15 protein-coding genes are annotated in these 17673 nt (G+C 54.3%); 4 read left to right on the forward strand and 11 right to left on the reverse strand.

The window, feature by feature from the left end:
- Window positions 1-433 precede the first annotated feature (433 nt).
- From argR to yhcN (ACQE3Z_RS18230), 3 genes are all read left to right on the forward strand, one after another.
- The gene (argR, locus tag ACQE3Z_RS18220) at window positions 434-904 is read left to right on the forward strand and encodes a transcriptional regulator ArgR (protein ID WP_250651589.1); all 471 of its coding nucleotides are present in this window, start codon (window positions 434-436) and stop codon (window positions 902-904) included.
- Window positions 905-1412: 508 nt separating this feature from the next.
- Window positions 1413-1676, forward strand: coding sequence for a peroxide/acid stress response protein YhcN (gene yhcN / locus ACQE3Z_RS18225; protein ID WP_085068369.1), 264 nt, complete (start codon window positions 1413-1415; stop codon window positions 1674-1676).
- 118 nt (window positions 1677-1794) lie between these two features.
- Complete coding sequence (yhcN, locus tag ACQE3Z_RS18230) at window positions 1795-2064, forward strand: peroxide/acid stress response protein YhcN (protein WP_426974864.1); 270 nt, start codon at window positions 1795-1797, stop codon at window positions 2062-2064.
- A 152-nt stretch (window positions 2065-2216) separates the two neighbouring features.
- On the opposite strand, the gene ACQE3Z_RS18235 is transcribed toward yhcN (ACQE3Z_RS18230), so the two are convergent.
- The 5 genes from ACQE3Z_RS18235 to aaeX form a co-directional block, all read right to left on the reverse strand.
- Window positions 2217-2504, reverse strand: coding sequence for a barstar family protein (locus ACQE3Z_RS18235; protein WP_426974865.1), 288 nt, complete (start codon window positions 2502-2504; stop codon window positions 2217-2219).
- A gap of 47 nt (window positions 2505-2551) precedes the next feature.
- On the reverse strand, window positions 2552-4003 hold the full coding sequence (locus ACQE3Z_RS18240; RefSeq protein ID WP_426974866.1) for an NAD-dependent succinate-semialdehyde dehydrogenase: 1452 nt from the start codon (window positions 4001-4003) through the stop codon (window positions 2552-2554).
- 131 nt (window positions 4004-4134) lie between these two features.
- A complete protein-coding gene (gene aaeB / locus ACQE3Z_RS18245) occupies window positions 4135-6099 on the reverse strand; it encodes a p-hydroxybenzoic acid efflux pump subunit AaeB (RefSeq protein WP_426974867.1) in 1965 nt (654 codons plus the stop codon).
- A gap of 11 nt (window positions 6100-6110) precedes the next feature.
- The gene (gene aaeA / locus ACQE3Z_RS18250; RefSeq protein ID WP_250651584.1) at window positions 6111-7043 is read right to left on the reverse strand and encodes a p-hydroxybenzoic acid efflux pump subunit AaeA; all 933 of its coding nucleotides are present in this window, start codon (window positions 7041-7043) and stop codon (window positions 6111-6113) included.
- 8 nt (window positions 7044-7051) lie between these two features.
- Entirely contained in the window at window positions 7052-7255 is a 204-nt protein-coding gene (gene aaeX / locus ACQE3Z_RS18255) for a p-hydroxybenzoic acid efflux pump operon protein AaeX (protein WP_085068381.1), read from the reverse strand.
- 271 nt (window positions 7256-7526) lie between these two features.
- On the opposite strand from aaeX, the gene aaeR reads away from it, so the two are divergent.
- A complete protein-coding gene (gene aaeR, locus ACQE3Z_RS18260; RefSeq protein WP_426974868.1) occupies window positions 7527-8447 on the forward strand; it encodes an HTH-type transcriptional activator AaeR in 921 nt (306 codons plus the stop codon).
- A 33-nt stretch (window positions 8448-8480) separates the two neighbouring features.
- Here the strand turns inward: aaeR and tldD are convergent, their stop codons facing one another.
- The 6 genes from tldD to mreC form a co-directional block, all read right to left on the reverse strand.
- Window positions 8481-9926, reverse strand: coding sequence for a metalloprotease TldD (gene tldD / locus ACQE3Z_RS18265; RefSeq protein WP_085068385.1), 1446 nt, complete (start codon window positions 9924-9926; stop codon window positions 8481-8483).
- A 64-nt stretch (window positions 9927-9990) separates the two neighbouring features.
- On the reverse strand, window positions 9991-13821 hold the full coding sequence (gene yhdP / locus ACQE3Z_RS18270) for an AsmA2 domain-containing protein YhdP (protein ID WP_426974869.1): 3831 nt from the start codon (window positions 13819-13821) through the stop codon (window positions 9991-9993).
- A 178-nt stretch (window positions 13822-13999) separates the two neighbouring features.
- Window positions 14000-15469, reverse strand: a complete 1470-nt coding sequence (rng, locus tag ACQE3Z_RS18275; RefSeq protein WP_250651580.1) for a ribonuclease G — start codon at window positions 15467-15469, stop codon at window positions 14000-14002.
- Window positions 15469-16056 (reverse strand): Maf family protein, encoded by a 588-nt coding sequence (locus ACQE3Z_RS18280; RefSeq protein WP_426974870.1) that lies wholly within the window; start codon window positions 16054-16056, stop codon window positions 15469-15471. The genes rng and ACQE3Z_RS18280 overlap by 1 nt, the downstream gene beginning before the upstream one ends.
- A gap of 8 nt (window positions 16057-16064) precedes the next feature.
- Window positions 16065-16553 (reverse strand): rod shape-determining protein MreD, encoded by a 489-nt coding sequence (gene mreD, locus ACQE3Z_RS18285; protein ID WP_085068391.1) that lies wholly within the window; start codon window positions 16551-16553, stop codon window positions 16065-16067.
- Window positions 16550-17608: a rod shape-determining protein MreC gene (mreC, locus tag ACQE3Z_RS18290; RefSeq protein ID WP_250651579.1), complete on the reverse strand. Its 1059-nt coding sequence runs from the start codon at window positions 17606-17608 to the stop codon at window positions 16550-16552. Before mreC ends, mreD begins: the two co-directional genes overlap by 4 nt.
- Between the last annotated feature and the right edge of the window lie 65 nt (window positions 17609-17673).

The raw sequence follows: 17673 nt of genomic DNA on the forward strand, positions 1-17673 counted from the left end.
CCTTATTATTGTGAGCATAAAAATGTCGGAATCCAGCGGGGTACTATGCTGGACGACCTGAGAAGTAATAGCGAGGACGTTGTCATCGTTTTACCTGGCCGATAAAAGCCAGCAGAAACGGGTGAAAATGACCGCATTACGTACAGGCCTGACACTGGGCGTAACCGGATACAGATAAATTAATCAACAATACCTTACACCGTCCGCGCTTAGCAGAACAACATCAATTTTATAACAATCCCTTCACTTCGTCTGCCATAGCTATGCGCTTCGCGTAAATTTTATCTGCGCCAAAAGTCTGGTAAAATGCGCGCCCACTGCGCGGTAACGGCACTGTTCACCGCAGCGTATTTGCATAAACATTCATTTAAATGCATAATAATGTATTGCCTGCTGGCCGGGCTTCACAGCATTTTTATATTATCGGTAGCCTATGCGTAACCCATCGAAACAAGAAGATCTGATTAAAGCATTCAAGGCTTTATTGAAAGAGGAAAAATTCAGCTCGCAGGGTGAAATTGTGACAGCCCTGCAGGATGAAGGCTTCGACAATATCAACCAGTCGAAAGTCTCCCGTATGCTGACCAAGTTTGGTGCGGTGCGTACCCGTAACGCGAAGATGGAAATGGTTTACTGTCTGCCAGCCGAACTGGGGGTGCCCACCACAACCTCTCCGCTTAAAAACCTGGTGCTGGATATTGATTACAATGATGCACTGGTGGTGATTCATACCAGTCCCGGCGCAGCACAGTTAATTGCCCGCCTGTTGGACTCATTAGGCAAAGCGGAAGGGATCCTTGGTACGATTGCAGGCGACGACACCATTTTTATCACGCCAGCGCGCGCCTTTACCGTGAAACAACTTTATGAAGCTATCCTGAATCTGTTTGAACAGGAACTGTAAGCAAAGCGGGATCGCTGGCTATTAGTGGGCGATCCTGTTTTCTGTTAATTCAGTATGATTGCTTTTTGCGCATATTATCCTCTACCCATTCTTCTCCTCCTTTCTGCCTTACTGTGTTTCAAAACGCCACTCTCAGCGTTAAATGGAATAAGAGCGCTTTTTTTATTGGCTGCGATATCAACATATTCGCATATCGTGCTGCCTGCATTACCACCAGGCAGGAGATGTGACCACTTAAGCATGTTTATTGGTTGATTCCACCAAAAAGCAAAGCACAAATAGATAAAGCCACTTATCACACTGTTTTAATTAAAAAATAACCAATTCTGCGCAATAAATAGCCTTTGTATATAACTCTTGGTTATAAAAAAAGCGTCATTAGCTAAAGCGTAACAACAAAACATTATTAGCAGAATATTAATTTCATGCGTGATTAGATCTATACTTGTTTTCGTGATGTGGATCACAGAGCAAACAAAGACAAAAATAGAAGACGAGGAACAGATCAATGAACATTAAAACTATCATCGCAACCGTAGGACTTGCTTCTACTCTCTCATTCAGCGCTTTTGCAGCAGAATCTATCAACGCCGATCAGGCACAAAACCTGCAGCCAATTGGTACGGTAAGCATCAGCGGCATTGCAGGTACGCCGATGGATATCCATCAGGCGCTGCAGGCAAAAGCTGAGCGTCAGGGTGCCAGCGCTTATCGCATTATCGAAGCGCGTAACAACGATAACTATCACGTTACTGCTGAGCTGTATAAATAAGCGCAACGTGACTGCCGGGTGCACCGGTTTAATGCATGAACGACTCAGGCAGCCTCAGAAATAATAATCGCTATCAAGCCATCCCGGCTGCCGTAACATCGATATTCAGGAGTAAGAAATGAAAACTACATTTACCTTTGCTGCTTTAGGTCTGGCTTCCGTGCTTTCATTTGGCGCAGCTGCAGCCGATCTGGTTACTCAGCAAGACGTTGCCAGCCAGAATCTGCAACCCATCGGCACCATTTCCGTAAGCGGTATTGATGCCAGCCCAACCGCCATTCGTCAGCATCTGTCGCAGAAAGCAGACAAAGAAGGCGCTTCTGCCTATCGCGTTGTTGAGGCTTATACCAACGGTAACTACCACGCCACCGCTGAAATCTACAAATAATTACCGGGCCGACGGCCTGAACATGATATCCCGTCAAATACCTGAATTATTAGCGGGTCTGACAGGCTGAACGTGACATTTAATAAAGCGCTATCAGTCATTCCTCGTCAGCTGTTTGACGAACCCCTTGGCCCTGCTGTTTAGGGCCTTTTTTATTGGTTTTTTCTCGTCTGACGGACATTAAAGCGAAGCTGACCTTCCAGTTCCTCTTCTGCTTCATCGAACAGCAAAATCAGCGCGCCATAGCGGCGTTTTTGCCCGGCTCCTAAATGAATAAACTCTATTTCTAGCGGTAATGGCAGTTGCGATTGCGTAACGGCATCCCATAATGAATCCAGATCAACAATTAACCGATCGTTAAGCGCAAAGCGTTCGCTAAACTGACGATAAAAATGCGCCTGATCGACGATCTCATTAAAGTCAAAAATCTCTTTCTTCATGCCGGTTGCTCCTTACCAGGATATTGGGCGCCACGCGCCCAATCTGCTTACAGGCCACCAATATGCAGGGCTTTTACTTCCAGATATTCTTCCATACCTAATACCGAGCCTTCACGTCCCAGACCGGACTCTTTTACGCCACCGAAAGGTGCCAGTTCGGTTGATACTGCACACTCATTGATACCGATCATGCCGCTTTCCAGCGCGGAAGAGACGCGAAAGATCCGTTGCAGGTTTTGTGTATAAAAATAGGCTGCAAGGCCATATTCCGTGGCGTTTGCCCGACGGATAACCTCATCTTCATCAGTAAAACGAAAACAGGCTGCTACCGGGCCAAAAGTCTCCTCATGCGCTAACTTCATCTCTTCACTGGCCTCGGCGATAACCGTGGGCTGCCAGAAATTACCGCCTAATGCATGCCGTGCGCCGCCGGTCACGATACGTCCGCCCTTCGCCTGCGCATCTTTTACATGCTCCTCAACTTTTTCTACCGCAGCATGGTTGATTAACGGGCCAACCACTACGCCCTCCTCCATACCGTTGCCGACCCTGAGTTTGTTAACTTCCTCTGCCAGCCGCTCAACAAAGCGCTCATAAACCGTATCGTGAATAAAAAAGCGATTCACGCTAACGCAAACCTGGCCGGCATTACGGAATTTATTGGCGAGCGCCCCTTTAACCGCAGCCTCAATATCCGCATCCTCAAACACGATATAAGGCGCATTGCCGCCCAGCTCCATAGAAATTTTTTTCATGGTTTCTGCAGCGTTACGCATTAGGGTTTTGCCTACGGCCGTGGAGCCGGTAAAGGAGATTTTACGCACCGCGCCGCTGGCCATAATGGCATCGCTGATGGCATGGGTATCCCCAGCAACGCCGTTCAGCACGCCATCGGGTACGCCCGCCTTTTGCGCCAGCGCCAGCAGCGCAAAGGCGGAAAGCGGCGTATTGTTGGCAGGCTTGATAATGCCGGTGCAGCCTGCTGCCAGCGCAGGGCCCAGCTTACGCGTCAGCATCGCCATTGGAAAATTCCATGGCGTAATGGCCGCTACCACGCCTACCGGTTCCCGCGTGACCAGTATGCGCGCGCCGCTTTTGGCCGGTGGAATGATTTCGCCATTGGCGCGTTTGGCCTGCTCGGCAAACCACTGAATAAAGCTGGCGGCATACTCCACTTCACCTTCAGCCTCTTTCAATGGTTTCCCCTGTTCAGCGGTCATCAGCTGTCCCAGCCAGCTTTTATTCTCGATAATCAGCTGATACCAGCGATAAAGAATCTCCGATCGCTGTTTCGCGGTCAGGGCACGCCAGGCGGGAAAAGCTTGCTCGGCTGCAGCAATCGCCTGTTCGGTTTCGCGCTTGCCGCCTTTAGCTACGCGCGCGATCGCCTCGCCGGTAGCCGGATTCAGCACCTCAAAGGTTTCGCTCAGGGTTTGCCACTGGCCGTTAATCAGACAGCCCGTCTGGAAAAGTTCATGATCTTGCAGGGAATGGGTCATTTTACGCTCCTGTTTTTACTGTCCCGTTGTGCCAAGTATAGTTGGCAAAGCGTGGGCCTTCGGTTTCAGCACGGCAGGAAAACAGGGAGAACGGGCGCAAAGGCCGGTGCCTGAGGGCACCGACGGCAGGATTAAATATTGATCAGGGTGTTCTGATATTTTTTCAGCATATCGGCCAGGCGCTTAACCGGCTCGGTAACGCTTAGCGGCGCCTGATAGTGCTGGAGCTTTTCCTGATAGGTATCAAACTCGCGCAGTAGCTTATGATAATAATAACGTCGCTTGTCATCGCTACGTGAAGCTATCACCCGGTCAGCGGTATAACGCAGCTGCTTATGAAACGCCGAGAGATCGGCGTTCACCGGGATCTCCGCATTCCGCAAGCGCTGATGACCAATAATCAAAGTCAGCGCCAGACGGTACTTATCAATATCGCCGGGAAACAGATTCAACAGCAAAAACAGCTGTTGATAAAGCGCAGGCAGATGGTTCTCTTTACGTCGCGCCTGATTGGTCGTCAGAGCCGATACTGCTGCATACATAAAGCGATTCAGCAAGGTACGTCCAGTGCGGGCGCGTGAGTTGTCGCGAATAATCAGGATCACCATCAGCGCCACAAAACAGCCGATAACCTGACCCAGCGCACTATCAAGGAAGGAGTTTACTGAGAACGTCATAGGGTTATCCAGCACCACAATATTCAGCGTGCCGACAAACGCACCGAGCGTACCCAACTGCCGCCGCTGGATAAAGATACCGGCGACAAACGCTAACGTACCGAGCGCGATACAGAGCAGCAGCATACTCTGCTGCGTAGAGGGCATAATCACCATAAAATAGAGCGCGCCCAGCGGTACCGCCACCGTCATCCCGTAAAGAAAGTCTTTCGCCATCATCAGCGGATTCGGCGCACGCATCGCCAGCGCGGTAATCACCGCCAGCATCAGCATACAGCCGCTGCCGGACGTCCAGCCGCTATAGAGCCAGAAGAGCGTCCCCAGCGCCGTAGCAACAAAAGTACGGATGCCGTTAATCATCGCATGATGGGTTTCCGCTGAGCGCGCACGCACCACTTCCACTTCGTGGCTCAGCAGAGCTTCTTCCTGCTGACTCATGCTGCTATTGGTCTGTACGCCCTTTAACAGCATCAAATATTGCGTCGCAGCGCCTACCCAGCTCACCAGCGTCATCGGCGTGCTTTTACTGCCGGATGCGCTTATCACACGTCGCAGATTTTTCAGATGCTTGTGCAGATCGCTGAGGTTGTTGACCTCTTTTTCCAGCAGAACACGATACTGCGGCGGTATAAATTCAGGACGCGAGTTTTGGATCAGGAACGTTTCCGCTGCCTGCGTAATCAATGTCAGCGAAAGCGTGTGCATCCCTTTCAGGCGGCGGTTTGCCCGCTGCCAGCGTGACGACTCCATATTCAGCTGGCTACGCATGCCGTTAAGGGTCGTGGTGCGTCGCACCAGATTGCCCCACGCCTTATCCACCTCTTCTTTATCGCCATGAGCCACGCAGAGCTGCAGCAGGCGGTACTGCTCTAACAGCAGCGTTTCGATCTCTTTATCGATCACCTTCTTGATCGAGCGCGGCGAGAACACCACATCCGCCAAAATTGCTGAGATGATGCCAATAATAATCTCACTGCAGCGTTCTACCGCAAACTGCGGAGCCAGCATTGGCGTGCCGGCAGTTAAATCCACGCTGACCACGATAATCAACGCGGTGTAACCCGCCAGCCCCAGCGCATAAGAGTTTTCTACACGCATCAAAGAGGAAACCCAAACGCAGAACCCGGCCCAGATACAGCAGAGCAGCATCATTACCACCGGCGCGCGAATGGTGGCGATCATAATTACCAACGCCGCCAGACAGCCCAGGAAGGTGCCGATGATACGCAGCATACCGCGGTGACGCAGCGCGCCAGAGTAAGGGTCGCCGCCTGCGGCAAAGGCGGTACCGCCGGCGACGATACCGGCAGTCATCACCGCCCAGCGCGGCGTTTCCAGATTAAAGTGAAAGCCAATCAGTAGCGCGATAAGAATGGCAAAAGTCAGCTTAACCGGAAAGCGTAATCGTTCGAGTTGCATCACGCCCTCGCTTAGCCGAACTCACGCAGGCGATGCAGCAGCCGGGTCAGCGGATTTTCCGGTTTCTGCTCGCGATCTTTCTCGCCGGTGACAACGATGGTGGCCGTGGTGCCTGCAGGATAGAGGTTACCCTGCTGCCGATCGAGGCGGATCTTGACCGGCACGCGCTGCGCCAGACGCACCCACTCCAGATTCGAATCGATGGTAGCCATGCCTTTGCTGTCGACGCTGCTGCTGCTGTTGGTTACGCCAGCCGCCACCGAATCAACCGTACCACGCAGCACGCGATCGCTGCCCAGCGGCGTGATCTCAGCACGATAGCCGGGACGAACGCCTTCCAGCTTGGTCTCTTCCATGTAGGCCATCACGTAGTAGGAGTTCTGTTTTACCAGCGCCACGGAAGTTGTGCCACGCGTGATAAATTCACCGGTAAATACATTGAGGTTGGTAACCCAGCCATTAGCTGGCGCACGGATAACCGTACGTTCCAGATCCAGCTTCGCCAAATCGCGTGAGGCCTGCGCCTTCGCCAACTGATGTTCGGCGGTTTGCAGATCGTTATTGGATTGCTCGATCGCTTCGCGTGACATAGCGATCACGCCCAGCTTGTTGCGGCGGGCCGCTTCACGACGTTTCTCATTAACCAACGCCTGGTAATACTGCACATCCGCATCTGCTTCCGCGAGCGCTTTCTCGAAACGCGGCTGGTCGATGGTAAACAGTACGTCGCCCTTTTTTACCAGTTGGTTATCACGTACGCGCACGTCAGTAATCAGACCGGTGACGTCAGGGGCGATAGCCACCACGTCCGCGGCGAATTTAGCGTCTCGTGTCCAGGGCGATTCGGTATAAAAAGCCCAGGCGCGGAAAACAACCACCACGGCGATAACAACCAGAATCAGGGTAATGGCATAGCGCGCAATTTTTCTTATTAGAGCTTTCACTTAAAACCTCAGACGAACAGACAGGATACTAAATAGAACAGGCAACAATAGAGTGCGGTATTAAACAGCGCCGGATGCCAGACAAAATCATACAAACCAACCGGCTGCAGTACGCGACGTACCAGCCAGAACAGCAAGAGCGAGACAATGATTTCAAAAAATATGGGCGGAAAAGAGAGCCCAAATATGACAATAACCGGTAACACACTCATCTTTTATCCTTGTTGATACGTAACCGGGCCATACCGTGATGCCAGCGCGAAACGGCCTGCAAATACAGGTAGTTTCATATTACGGGTTGATGATGATCGGACGACAGGTACACTGTCAGACGAATATCAGCACCTAAAGCATAGCGTGTACTTAAGTGTCCTGGCACAAAAGGTGAGTCACCAGACGGCAACCCGGCGTCATATAGTAACGCGCCTGACTATAAGTTATCTACATAATGTGATCTAAATCACTTTTAAGCCAGAGTGAATAATGGAACGACTCAAGGGTATGTCGGTTTTTGCCAAAGTGGTTGAATTGGGGTCGTTTACTGCCGCTGCGCGTCAGTTACAGATGAGCGTTTCCTCTATAAGCCAGATTGTCTCTAAACTGGAAGATGAACTGCAGGTTAAATTACTCAATCGCAGCACCCGCAGCCTTGGGCTGACTGAAGCGGGCCGTATTTACTATCAGGGCTGTCGCCGGATGCTGACGGAAGCGCATCAGGTCCATGAACAGCTGTATGCTTTTAATAACTCGCCGATCGGCACGCTGCGCATCGGCAGCTCATCCACCATGGCGCAAAACGTGCTGGCAAATATGACGGCGGAAATGCTGCAGGAATATCCCGGCCTGACGGTGAATCTGGTAACCGGTATTCCGGCACCCGATCTGATTGCCGATGGGCTGGACGTGGTGATCCGGGTCGGAGCCTTACAGGATTCCAGCCTGTTTTCGCGTCGACTGGGCTCAATGCCGATGGTGGTTTGCGCCGCGAAACACTATCTTGAGCAGCACGGTACGCCCGAGAAACCCGCCGATATTGCTAACTTTTCATGGCTGGAATATAGCGTGCGGCCAGACAGCGATTTCGAACTGATTGCGCCGGAAGGGATCAGCACGCATCTTTCGCCGCAGGGGCGCTTTGTTACCAATGACTCACAAACGCTGATCCGCTGGCTGAAGGCAGGCTGCGGCATCGCCTATGTTCCGCTGATGTGGGTGATTGAAGAGATTAAGGCGGGTGAAGTGGAGATTCTGTTTAGTCGCTATCAGTCAGATCCGCGTCCGGTCTATGCCCTTTATACGCAGAAAGATAAGCTGCCGTTGAAAGTACAGGTATGTATTGATTATCTCAGCGCCTGGTTTAAAAAGGTGGCGGAGATCTATCAGGAACATCGCAACAGCGGTTAAATCCCTGGCAGAGAGCCTGCCAGGGAAGATAAATCAGGCGGTGCCGCCTACGGTCAAACGATCCAGTTTCAGCGTTGGCTGGCCGACGCCTACCGGCAGGCTCTGCCCTTCCTTGCCGCATACGCCCACGCCTTTATCCAGCGCCAGATCGTTGCCGACCATGGAAATTTGCTGCATCGCTTCAATACCCGATCCAATCAGCGTCGCGCCTTTTACCGGACGCGTCACTTTTCCTTTCTCGATCAAATAGGCTTCTGAAGTAGAGAAAACAAACTTGCCGGAGGTGATATCCACCTGCCCGCCGCCAAAGTTAGGCGCGTAGAGGCCATACTCCACGCTTTCAATAATTTCCTGCGGCGTCGACTGCCCCGCCAGCATATAGGTATTGGTCATGCGCGGCATCGGCAGATGCGCATAAGATTCACGGCGACCGTTACCGGTGGGCTTAACTCCCATCAGGCGCGCGTTAAGCTTATCCTGCATATAGCCTTTCAATATGCCATTTTCGATCAGCACGTTGTACTGGCCCGGTACGCCTTCATCATCAATGGCTAACGAACCGCGCAGGCCATCCAGCGTACCATCATCTACCACCGTACAGAGTTCAGATGCCACCAGTTTGCCCATCTGCCCACTGAACATAGAGGTGCCGCGTCGGTTGAAATCACCTTCGAGCCCATGCCCGACCGCTTCGTGCAGCAGCACGCCAGGCCAGCCTGCGCCCAGCACCACCGGGATTGAGCCCGCAGGCGCCGCAACGGCGGAGAGATTAACCAGCGCCATGCGTACCGCTTCGCGCGCCCAGCGCTCGGCCCGCACTTCGCCCGCTTCATCAGCAAGGAAGAAATCATAGCCGGTACGTCCGCCGCCGCCGCTGGAACCGCGCTCGCGTTTGCCATCCTCTTCCACCAGTACGCTGACCGACAGGCGCACCAAAGGACGCACGTCTGCCGCCAGCGTGCCGTCGGTCGCCGCCACCAGCACCAGTTCATATACGCCGGTCAGGCTGGCGCTGACTTCCTGCACGCGCTTGTCCGCCATACGCGCCGCGCTATCGACGCGGTGCAGCAGCGCGATTTTTTCTTCGCGCGACAGGCTTTGTAAAGGATCGAAAGCGGGATAAAGCGCCTGATGCGATACCGCAGCCAGCGCCTGCGCCTTGCCGTTGCCCTGCTCACGAACAATGCTGCGAGCAGCCTGCGCGCTTAGCTGCAGCGCGTTCAGAGTAATCTGGTCGGCATAGGCGAAGCCGGTTTTCTCACCGCTAACGGCGCGTACTCCAACGCCCTGATCGATATTCCAGGAACCATCTTTAATGATGCGATCCTCCAGTACCCAGGACTCATGGTAGCTGGACTGGAAATAGAGATCGGCATAATCCAGGCGACGTTCTGAAAGCTGCCCAAGCAGGGTGAACAAATCCTGCTGATTGATGTTGTTCGCAGTTAGCAATTGCTCACTTACCAGATTCAGACTCATCGTTTCTCACTCGTTGTGTGACATTATTGCTATAGCCTGCGGTAATTCCCCTGCGGCGTCAAATTCACTTCGCGCTCTTTTCACGCGGTTTGCGCAACACTTCGTTAATTTCCGGTTTATCGATGGGGCCGCTGATGTGATAACGCAGCAGCGAGATTTTGTTCCACAACGGTCCCAGCACCCTGCTGGCAGCAAAAACCGCTGCGCCGACCACCGGATTGATTACAAACGCGGTCGCAACCCCTACCGATGCTGAAATTTCAGGCGCAACAACGGCTTCCATATTAATCTGCCGCTTCACCAGATCCAGCTTGCCCTGCATGGCGATATCCGCTTCCAGTCCATCTACCAGCAGATTGTCGGTTTGCATCACGCCATCTTTGATCCATGCCGTGCCGTTAATGGAGTCAAACCAGAACCCCTCGCTAAAGGTATCGCTAAAATCGAGGCGCAATTTGCGCAGCAGTGCGTCGAAGCTCACCAGCCGCAGCAGCTGACCAGCGCGTCCACTGCTGACATCAGCGATTTGCCCTTTGCCAAAATGGGTTTTCAGCACGCCGCTTAGCGACGATTCCGATGGCTGCCAGGGCGCAGCACGCCAGTGCAGATCATAATCGAGCGTGAAAGGCGCATCGCGTAGCGGCGTATTCACGCCAAACCAGTTGGTGGCATTATTGATATTGCTGCCGCTGAGTTTGCCTTTCAGCGAGGTACGCTGTTCGTCGGAGCGATTAACCCACTCGCCGCTAACGGTCAGGCGCGAGCTGCCGGTATCCACCAGCCCGTTGGTCAGCATTAGCGTGTCCTTCTGCGGCGTCAGGTATGCCTGGATGCGTCCGAACTTTTGTCCGCGCAGCCAGCAATCGTCACAGTTGATTTGCAGCGCTGGCCAGCCGGCAAAGTTAATTGTGCTGCTTTCCTGCGGCTGAGCGGGCGAGGCCTCTTCGCTGCCGCTTTGCCATTCCGGGTTGTAATAAAGCCAGCCAAGATGCGCGCGCCATGGCCCACTGGCAGGAATATCTAACTTGCCGTTGACTTCACGGCTCTGCGCCTCGACCTGCATTCCCCTGGCCATCAGCTGGCGCAGCGTAATCTGCGTATCGCGCCACTGCTGTCCTGCCAGCTCGAGAGCGGGCGTACTCAGCGTGATATCGCCAGGCAATTGGTAACCGGTTATCGCACTGCCGCCGCCGGTTTTTGAGGTGGCTTTCTGCGTTCCGCCATCGGCCATCAGCAGTTTCAGCCAACTGTCGCCGTCCAGCGGCGGTAGATGCAGCACCATACCGCGCGTATTCGGCAAGGCTGGCGTGCTTTTCGCCTCGTTCAGCCAGATACCGCGATCGAGACGCAGCTGTTTACCAATCAACCAGCGGCTGTTAAAGCGCTGCTGATCACCTGCTACGCCCTGTAAGTCAAAGTGCTGCAGATCGCCGCTTGCCGTTATCTTTATCGGCAGCGCTTCGCCGCGCTTTTTTGCCAGCGGAGAGGGTAAGTTACTGATTACATTCTTCAGGTCGCCAGCAAGATCAATTTTATAATTCGCTCCGCCCTTATTTGGCAACGTGATAGCCACATCGCCCTGCCAGGGAAGCGTGCCCCTCAGCTGCTGGCTTACGCCTGCGGGCAGTGGCGCAAGTTTATTAACCTGCCACTCAGCCGCCAGACTAACGCCAATTTGATAATCCTGCGGCCGCTCTTCGGTATGAAAATTAACGCTGACCGGCTGCCCAAACCAGTTGGCCCGCAGCGTATCGCTGCGCAGGTTACCATTATCGTAGGTAAAGCTGCCGTTAAGTGCGGTAAGACGACTATTCAGCGGGGCAATAAGCAGCGTGTTATTCGCCAGCTGCACATCACCGCGCGCATGAACCTGCTCGCCATCCAGCGGAATATCCAGCTGCAGGTGTCCGCCGGTTTCTCCGCCCAGCTGCAGTTCATCCAGCGCGGCACCCAGCGAAGATCGCAGCGGCGTCTGGTTAAAGTAATCGCGGATGTCAGCCGCCTCGCCGCGCAGATCGCCATTAACGATCAGCTGCTCTTTCAGGTAATCCGGTATCACAGCGCTGACGTTGTTTGCCTGAACCTTGCCGAGCATCGCCTGCTTCGCCGTCATCCACAGGCCATCGTTAACAAAATCGAGATCGATATCCAGGTTCTCAAGCGCCGGCCAGCCGGGCTGAAAAGCGTAGCTTGCGCGACGCAGCGGCACAGAGACTTCAAACATGCCTTCGTTATGGCGGAAAGGGAACAGTTTCGGGTTGCCGGCAAACAGTAATGTGGCGTTAGCGGCCTGCCCGCCTTTAATCGCCCCGCTGAGATAGTCGGTTAAGTGAGTGCCCATCAGCGGTTCAGGAAAGTAACGCCAGGCATCGCCGGCATCGGTAACATGGATCCCGGCCAGAATATCGAGGCGCGGCGGCAGCCCGGTGCCCTGACGGTAGCTGAAATCCCCTTTGGCCCACAGCGAGCGCGCCTGCACATCAAGGTTTTTGCCCTGCAGCGCCAGCGCATTTTTACTTTGCTGCCAGCTCAGGGTGCCGGTGGCGCTTTTGATCTCCAGTGGCGCCCGAAACATGGTGCCGTAAGGCATTACCGCGTCCTTGATGCCAATATCCAGCCGACCATCCGCCAGGCTACCGCTCAGTGTGCCGGTAACATGCTGCGCGCCCGGCAGCAGCTGCCAGTGTTGCCAGCTTAAATCGCGCCAGCGCGCCTGAAAGCGACTTTGATCCGGCTGCTGCAACGGAATATCCAGCGCCAGCGCATCAATTTGCCCGTGCGGCTGCAGGGTGCGCCAGTTCTCCAGCATCTGTGGCGACAGGCGGGAGAATAACGGAATTAGCGGCGCCAGCCGCTGGAGATTAAGCCCGGTGGCGCGTACGCGCAGCTCTTCCACGCTTTGCGGCTCCGGGCCGATAGCATGCTGCGACAGCCATGCCAGAGAAAAGTGCCCTTTTGGCCAGGGCTGGCCATCGGTGCGTAAGCTGTTTTGCGGCACGGTTACCGTCCAGCCGCTGCGCCAGCGCGCCAGATGCATCGTCAGGTTATCTACCTCCAGCCGATGCGGTTGCTTATCGCCCTGCCAGCGTGCACCGCCCTGTTTCAGCCAGACATCGCCATCATACACTTCGCCCTCTCTCAGGCTAAGCCAGGCGGCCAGACTAAAACGTGCGCTCTGAAGCGTGGTGTTATCGCGCATCCACTGCCCCAGCCAGGGTTTAACATCCACGTCGTCCGCCTGTAGCCAGATGCGTCCGTCATTCAACAGACCATTCTCATCATGCAGATCTAAGCGTACCTGTACCACGCCATGCTGGCCGGTAAAGCTGGAGAGGCTGACTTCTCCTTCCGCCCGATGGCGTGCTTTTTCATTCAGCCAGCTCAGCCGTGGGATCGCCAGCTCGGCGCGCTGCCCGGAAAGCGTTTGAAAACGAATACGGCTATCGCGCAGATCAAAATGGTCGAACTGACGCAGGAACAGATCATTGATCTGACCCGCTTTTAGCGTGTGATTATTTTTATCATTGCTGATGAGCGGCGAACGGCTATCGAGGTCGAGCTGCCAGAAAGTCAGCTCACGAAACTGCCAGCGGGCGTGCAACAGGGACTGCCAGACATCCAGCGCCAGCGTCACGCGGCCAATATCCAGCGAGCCGCCATCAGGCAGGGAAACGGCCAACTGGCGCATATCCAGCGTCGGGCCGAAGTTTTCCCAGCGCCCCTGCAATGAGGCAGCATCAATTTTTAAACCGGTCGCGGAGGAAACGGCGTCAAGCAGCGCGCTGCGATGATGATTTAACTGCGGCATCACCAGCCGCAAGCCACTGACCAGTAGCGCAACGATAACGATTACCGCAGCGCCTGTAAGTAACAGGATCCTGGGCAGTTGCCTCACACTCCTCTCCTTGTCTTGCGCAAACTGTACGGATGAATAAGCTGGTTCATATTCCCGAACGTGCCGTTGCAGCAGCCAGGGAGAATCAGGTCAGCAGAGTTTACCTGAAACAGAGGCGCATTTTTAGCGCTTGACCGGAGTGAAATCTTCAAATACAGACCAAAATATTAACCAGATTTTACATCATCACCACGTCAAACTGCTCCTGGGTATAGAGCGGTTCGATCTGCACCTTTACCTGCTTGCCGACAAACAGCTCTACTTCAGCCAGCGCATGCGACTCTTCGCTTTTCAGCGCTTCGCCAACGGTGGGTGAAACATAGACCAAAAAGCGGTCGGAGTCATAAGCATGATGAACGCGTACAATTTCACGCATGATCTCGTAGCAGACGGTTTCCACCGTTTTCAGCGTACCGCGTCCTTTACAGACCGGACAATCCTGGCATAAGACATGCTCAATGCTTTCGCGGGTACGCTTACGCGTCATCTCCACCAGCCCCAGCGCGGAAAAACCGTTGATGCTGGTTTTCACCCGATCTTTACTCAGCGCGCTGTCCAGCGAGTGCAGTACGCGACGGCGATGTTCTTCATTATTCATATCGATAAAATCGATAATGATGATGCCGCCCAGGTTACGCAGCCGCAGCTGACGTGCGATCGCCTGCGTCGCTTCGATATTGGTGTTAAAAATGGTCTCATCCAGATTGCGATGCCCCACAAAGGCACCGGTATTGATATCGATAGTCGTCATTGCTTCCGTCTGGTCGATAATCAAATAGCCGCCCGATTTCAGCTCAACCTTGCGATCGAGCGAACGCTGGATCTCATTTTCCACATCATAAAGATCGAAAATCGGCTGACGTCCGCTGTAATGTTCCAGCTTGGCTGTCATTTCCGGCATATATTCTGAGGTGAACTCCAGCAACAGCTCATAGGTCAGCCGTGAATCAACACGAATGCGATCGAGCGCGGCGCCAGCGAAATCACGCAGTACGCGCTGCGCCAGCGCTAATTCGCCATACAGACGGCAGCGCGTTTTATTACGTTTTTTTCGCTCAATGACTTTGGTCCACAGGCGCTTGAGAAAAGCGGCATCCTGCGCCAGCTCCTCTTCGCCAATGCCTTCCGCCGCCGTGCGAATGATAAATCCGCCCTGCTCATCACAATAGGCGGAAACCACGGCTTTCAGACGGTCGCGCTCGGCTTCGCTTTCAATGCGCTGTGATACGCCAACGTGAGAGGCACCCGGCATAAAAACCAGATAGCGCGAAGGCAGGGTAATATCGGTGGTCAGACGCGCCCCTTTGGTGCCAAGCGGATCTTTCACCACCTGCACCATCAGATCCTGGCCCTGACGCACCAGCTCTGCGATATCGCGGACGCTGAAATTCTTCTGTTCTTCGCCAGCCACGCATTCGGTATGCGGCATAATATCGGAGGCATGCAAAAACGCCGCTTTGTCCAGGCCGATGTCCACAAAAGCAGCCTGCATGCCTGGCAAAACCCGACTTACGCGACCTTTGTAGATATTGCCGACGATGCCGCGCTTCGCTTCGCGCTCAATATGGATTTCCTGCAGGATACCGCCGTCAATATAGGCCACGCGTGTTTCTGATGGCGTGACGTTAACCAGTAGCTCAGCCGTCATCATGTCCCCTTACCTACCTCACGCAACGATTGAAAATGGCTGAGCAGTTCGCTGGTTTCCACCAGCGGCAGGCCAACCACGGCGTGATAGCTTCCGTTAATTTTTCTGACAAAATTGCCGCCAAGCCCCTGTATACCGTATGCGCCCGCCTTATCCATCGGTTCGCCGCTGGCGATGTACGCCTGAATATCCTGTGCCGTCAGCAGCCGGAAGGTCACATCCGTTGTCACCAGACAGTCAAGCTCACGCTGACGATCCGCCAGCGCCACGGCCGTCAGTACCTGATGCGTCTGGCCAGAGAGACGCGTCAGCATCTCTGCAGCATGCAGCGCATCGCGCGGTTTTTCCAGCACTTCGCCGTTCAGTACCACAATCGTATCAGCGCCCAGCACCGGCAGATCATGCGGTGCCACAGCCACGCCCGCCTGCGCTTTTTCCCGCGCCAGCCGACGCACATATTGCAGCGCGCTCTCGTCCTCCCGGCGCTGCTCTTCTACGTCGGTAATAACACGTTCAAAATGCAGGCCAAGCTGCGTCAGCAGTTCACGACGACGCGGTGAACCGGAGGCAAGATAAAGGGATAACATAGTTGTCCTTACTGAACAGCGAATTGACGACGAATCTTTCTCATCAATAAGAATAGCCAGGGCCACAAAATACCGTCTACCACGCTACTCCAGAAAATCTCTGGTCGGAACGAAATATTGATAACTAAAAACTCAGCCCAGAAAACAATGACATCCATTGCCAGCGACAGCACCATAACCATTAACGCCTGTTGCCACAACGCCAGGTTACGGAAAAGCTGAAATTTGAAAGCGACCAGATAGGCGATAATGCTCAGCGCCAGCGCCCGTACCCCCAGCGTGGAGCCGGAGATCAGATCCATAATGCCGCCCATGACAAAACCGGTGCCGACGCTCACCCGATGCGGTAGCGCCAGCAGCCAGTAAATCAGGATCAGCAGCAGCCAGGAGGGACGAAACATATAAAAATTGTCCGGCCACGGCATAATTTGCAGGATCAGCGCCACCAGAAAGGATAGCCAGATAACCCAGCGGCCATGGCTGCGATAGCGACTCAAGGACGGCCTCCCTGCGCGGCAGGCTGGCTGCCCGGTACGGCGGTACGGCTATCGGTTGAAGGCGTCGCTGAGGCAGGCGTTGAAGGATTTGCCTGCGCCGGCGCGCCTTCAGCGGCTGGCGGTAGCGGCGGCCCCATTTCTCCGGCTGGCGGCAACACCTGCGGCATCATCTGCATCAGGCGCTCGTTCGCTACCCGATGCACTTCATCCGGCGCCATCGGCATATCGCCGTTACGATCTGCGCCCCACAGCAGCAGCAAATAGCGCAGACGCTGCAGCCCTGCCGTTGGACGCGCCTGAATCACCGTATAGGCGCGCTGCGTATCCACTTTCACGGATGATACTACCGCGACCGGATACCCTTCCGGGAAACGCCCGCCGAGGCCGGAGGTGACCAGCACGTCGCCAACGCGAATATCGGTATTGCCCGGCAGATGCTCCAGCTGCAGATCTTCGGTGCAGCCGTTGCCGGCAGCGATAACGCGAATATCATTACGCAGCACCTGAATCGGCAGAGCATGAGATGCATCGCAAATCAGCAGCACGCGGCTGGTCATCTGCCCCACCGCAATCACCTGCCCGACCACGCCCTTATCGCTGATTACCGGCTGTCCTTCATAGACGCCATTGACGCTGCCTTTATCAATCACCACCTGATCGGTATAGGGATCGGTGCCGGTAGAAATCACCTGAGTCACCATTTTATGCTCATCCTGACGCAGCGGCGATCCTAACAGCTCGCGCAGACGCGCATTTTCCTGCCGGTATTGTCCCAGCATCAGCAGCTCAGTGTTTTTCAGAAAGAGTTCGCGCTGCAGCGCTTTATTTTCCTTTTCAAGCTGCTGGCGAGAGGCCAGCGTTTCAGCAACGCTGTCCAGAATTTGTCGTGGCCCATTGGCCAGAAAATAGAATGGACTTACGGCCGTGTCCATATAGTTACGGATTTGGGTAAACGAACCCACGCGGCTGTCGGCGACAATGATGCCGATGGCCACAATAACCGCCAGAAAAAGGCGGAGCTGCAGGGAGGGCCCCCTGCTGAAAATTGGCTTCATAAACTCTGCGTATTCCCCGACATCAAAAAAAGGGAGTGTTGCTTTCGCCGTGCACTCCCTTCTGG

The organism is Pantoea sp. FN0307, assembly GCF_050113815.1.
Taxonomy (GTDB): Bacteria; Pseudomonadota; Gammaproteobacteria; order Enterobacterales; family Enterobacteriaceae; genus Mixta; species Mixta alhagi.

Bases quoted from the DNA above. Each gene is read 5' to 3' on its own strand.
- tldD (WP_085068385.1), bottom strand. From the start codon at position 9,926: ATGAGTCTGAATCTGGTAAGTGAGCAATTGCTAACTGCGAACAACATC.
- ACQE3Z_RS18235 (WP_426974865.1), bottom strand. From the start codon at position 2,504: ATGAAGAAAGAGATTTTTGACTTTAATGAGATCGTCGATCAGGCGCAT.
- rng (WP_250651580.1), bottom strand. From the start codon at position 15,469: ATGACGGCTGAGCTACTGGTTAACGTCACGCCATCAGAAACACGCGTG.
- yhcN (WP_426974864.1), top strand. From the start codon at position 1,795: ATGAAAACTACATTTACCTTTGCTGCTTTAGGTCTGGCTTCCGTGCTT.
- mreC (WP_250651579.1), bottom strand. From the start codon at position 17,608: ATGAAGCCAATTTTCAGCAGGGGGCCCTCCCTGCAGCTCCGCCTTTTT.
- ACQE3Z_RS18240 (WP_426974866.1), bottom strand. From the start codon at position 4,003: ATGACCCATTCCCTGCAAGATCATGAACTTTTCCAGACGGGCTGTCTG.
- ACQE3Z_RS18280 (WP_426974870.1), bottom strand. From the start codon at position 16,056: ATGTTATCCCTTTATCTTGCCTCCGGTTCACCGCGTCGTCGTGAACTG.
- aaeB (WP_426974867.1), bottom strand. From the start codon at position 6,099: ATGCAACTCGAACGATTACGCTTTCCGGTTAAGCTGACTTTTGCCATT.
- argR (WP_250651589.1), top strand. From the start codon at position 434: ATGCGTAACCCATCGAAACAAGAAGATCTGATTAAAGCATTCAAGGCT.
- aaeR (WP_426974868.1), top strand. From the start codon at position 7,527: ATGGAACGACTCAAGGGTATGTCGGTTTTTGCCAAAGTGGTTGAATTG.
- yhcN (WP_085068369.1), top strand. From the start codon at position 1,413: ATGAACATTAAAACTATCATCGCAACCGTAGGACTTGCTTCTACTCTC.
- aaeX (WP_085068381.1), bottom strand. From the start codon at position 7,255: ATGAGTGTGTTACCGGTTATTGTCATATTTGGGCTCTCTTTTCCGCCC.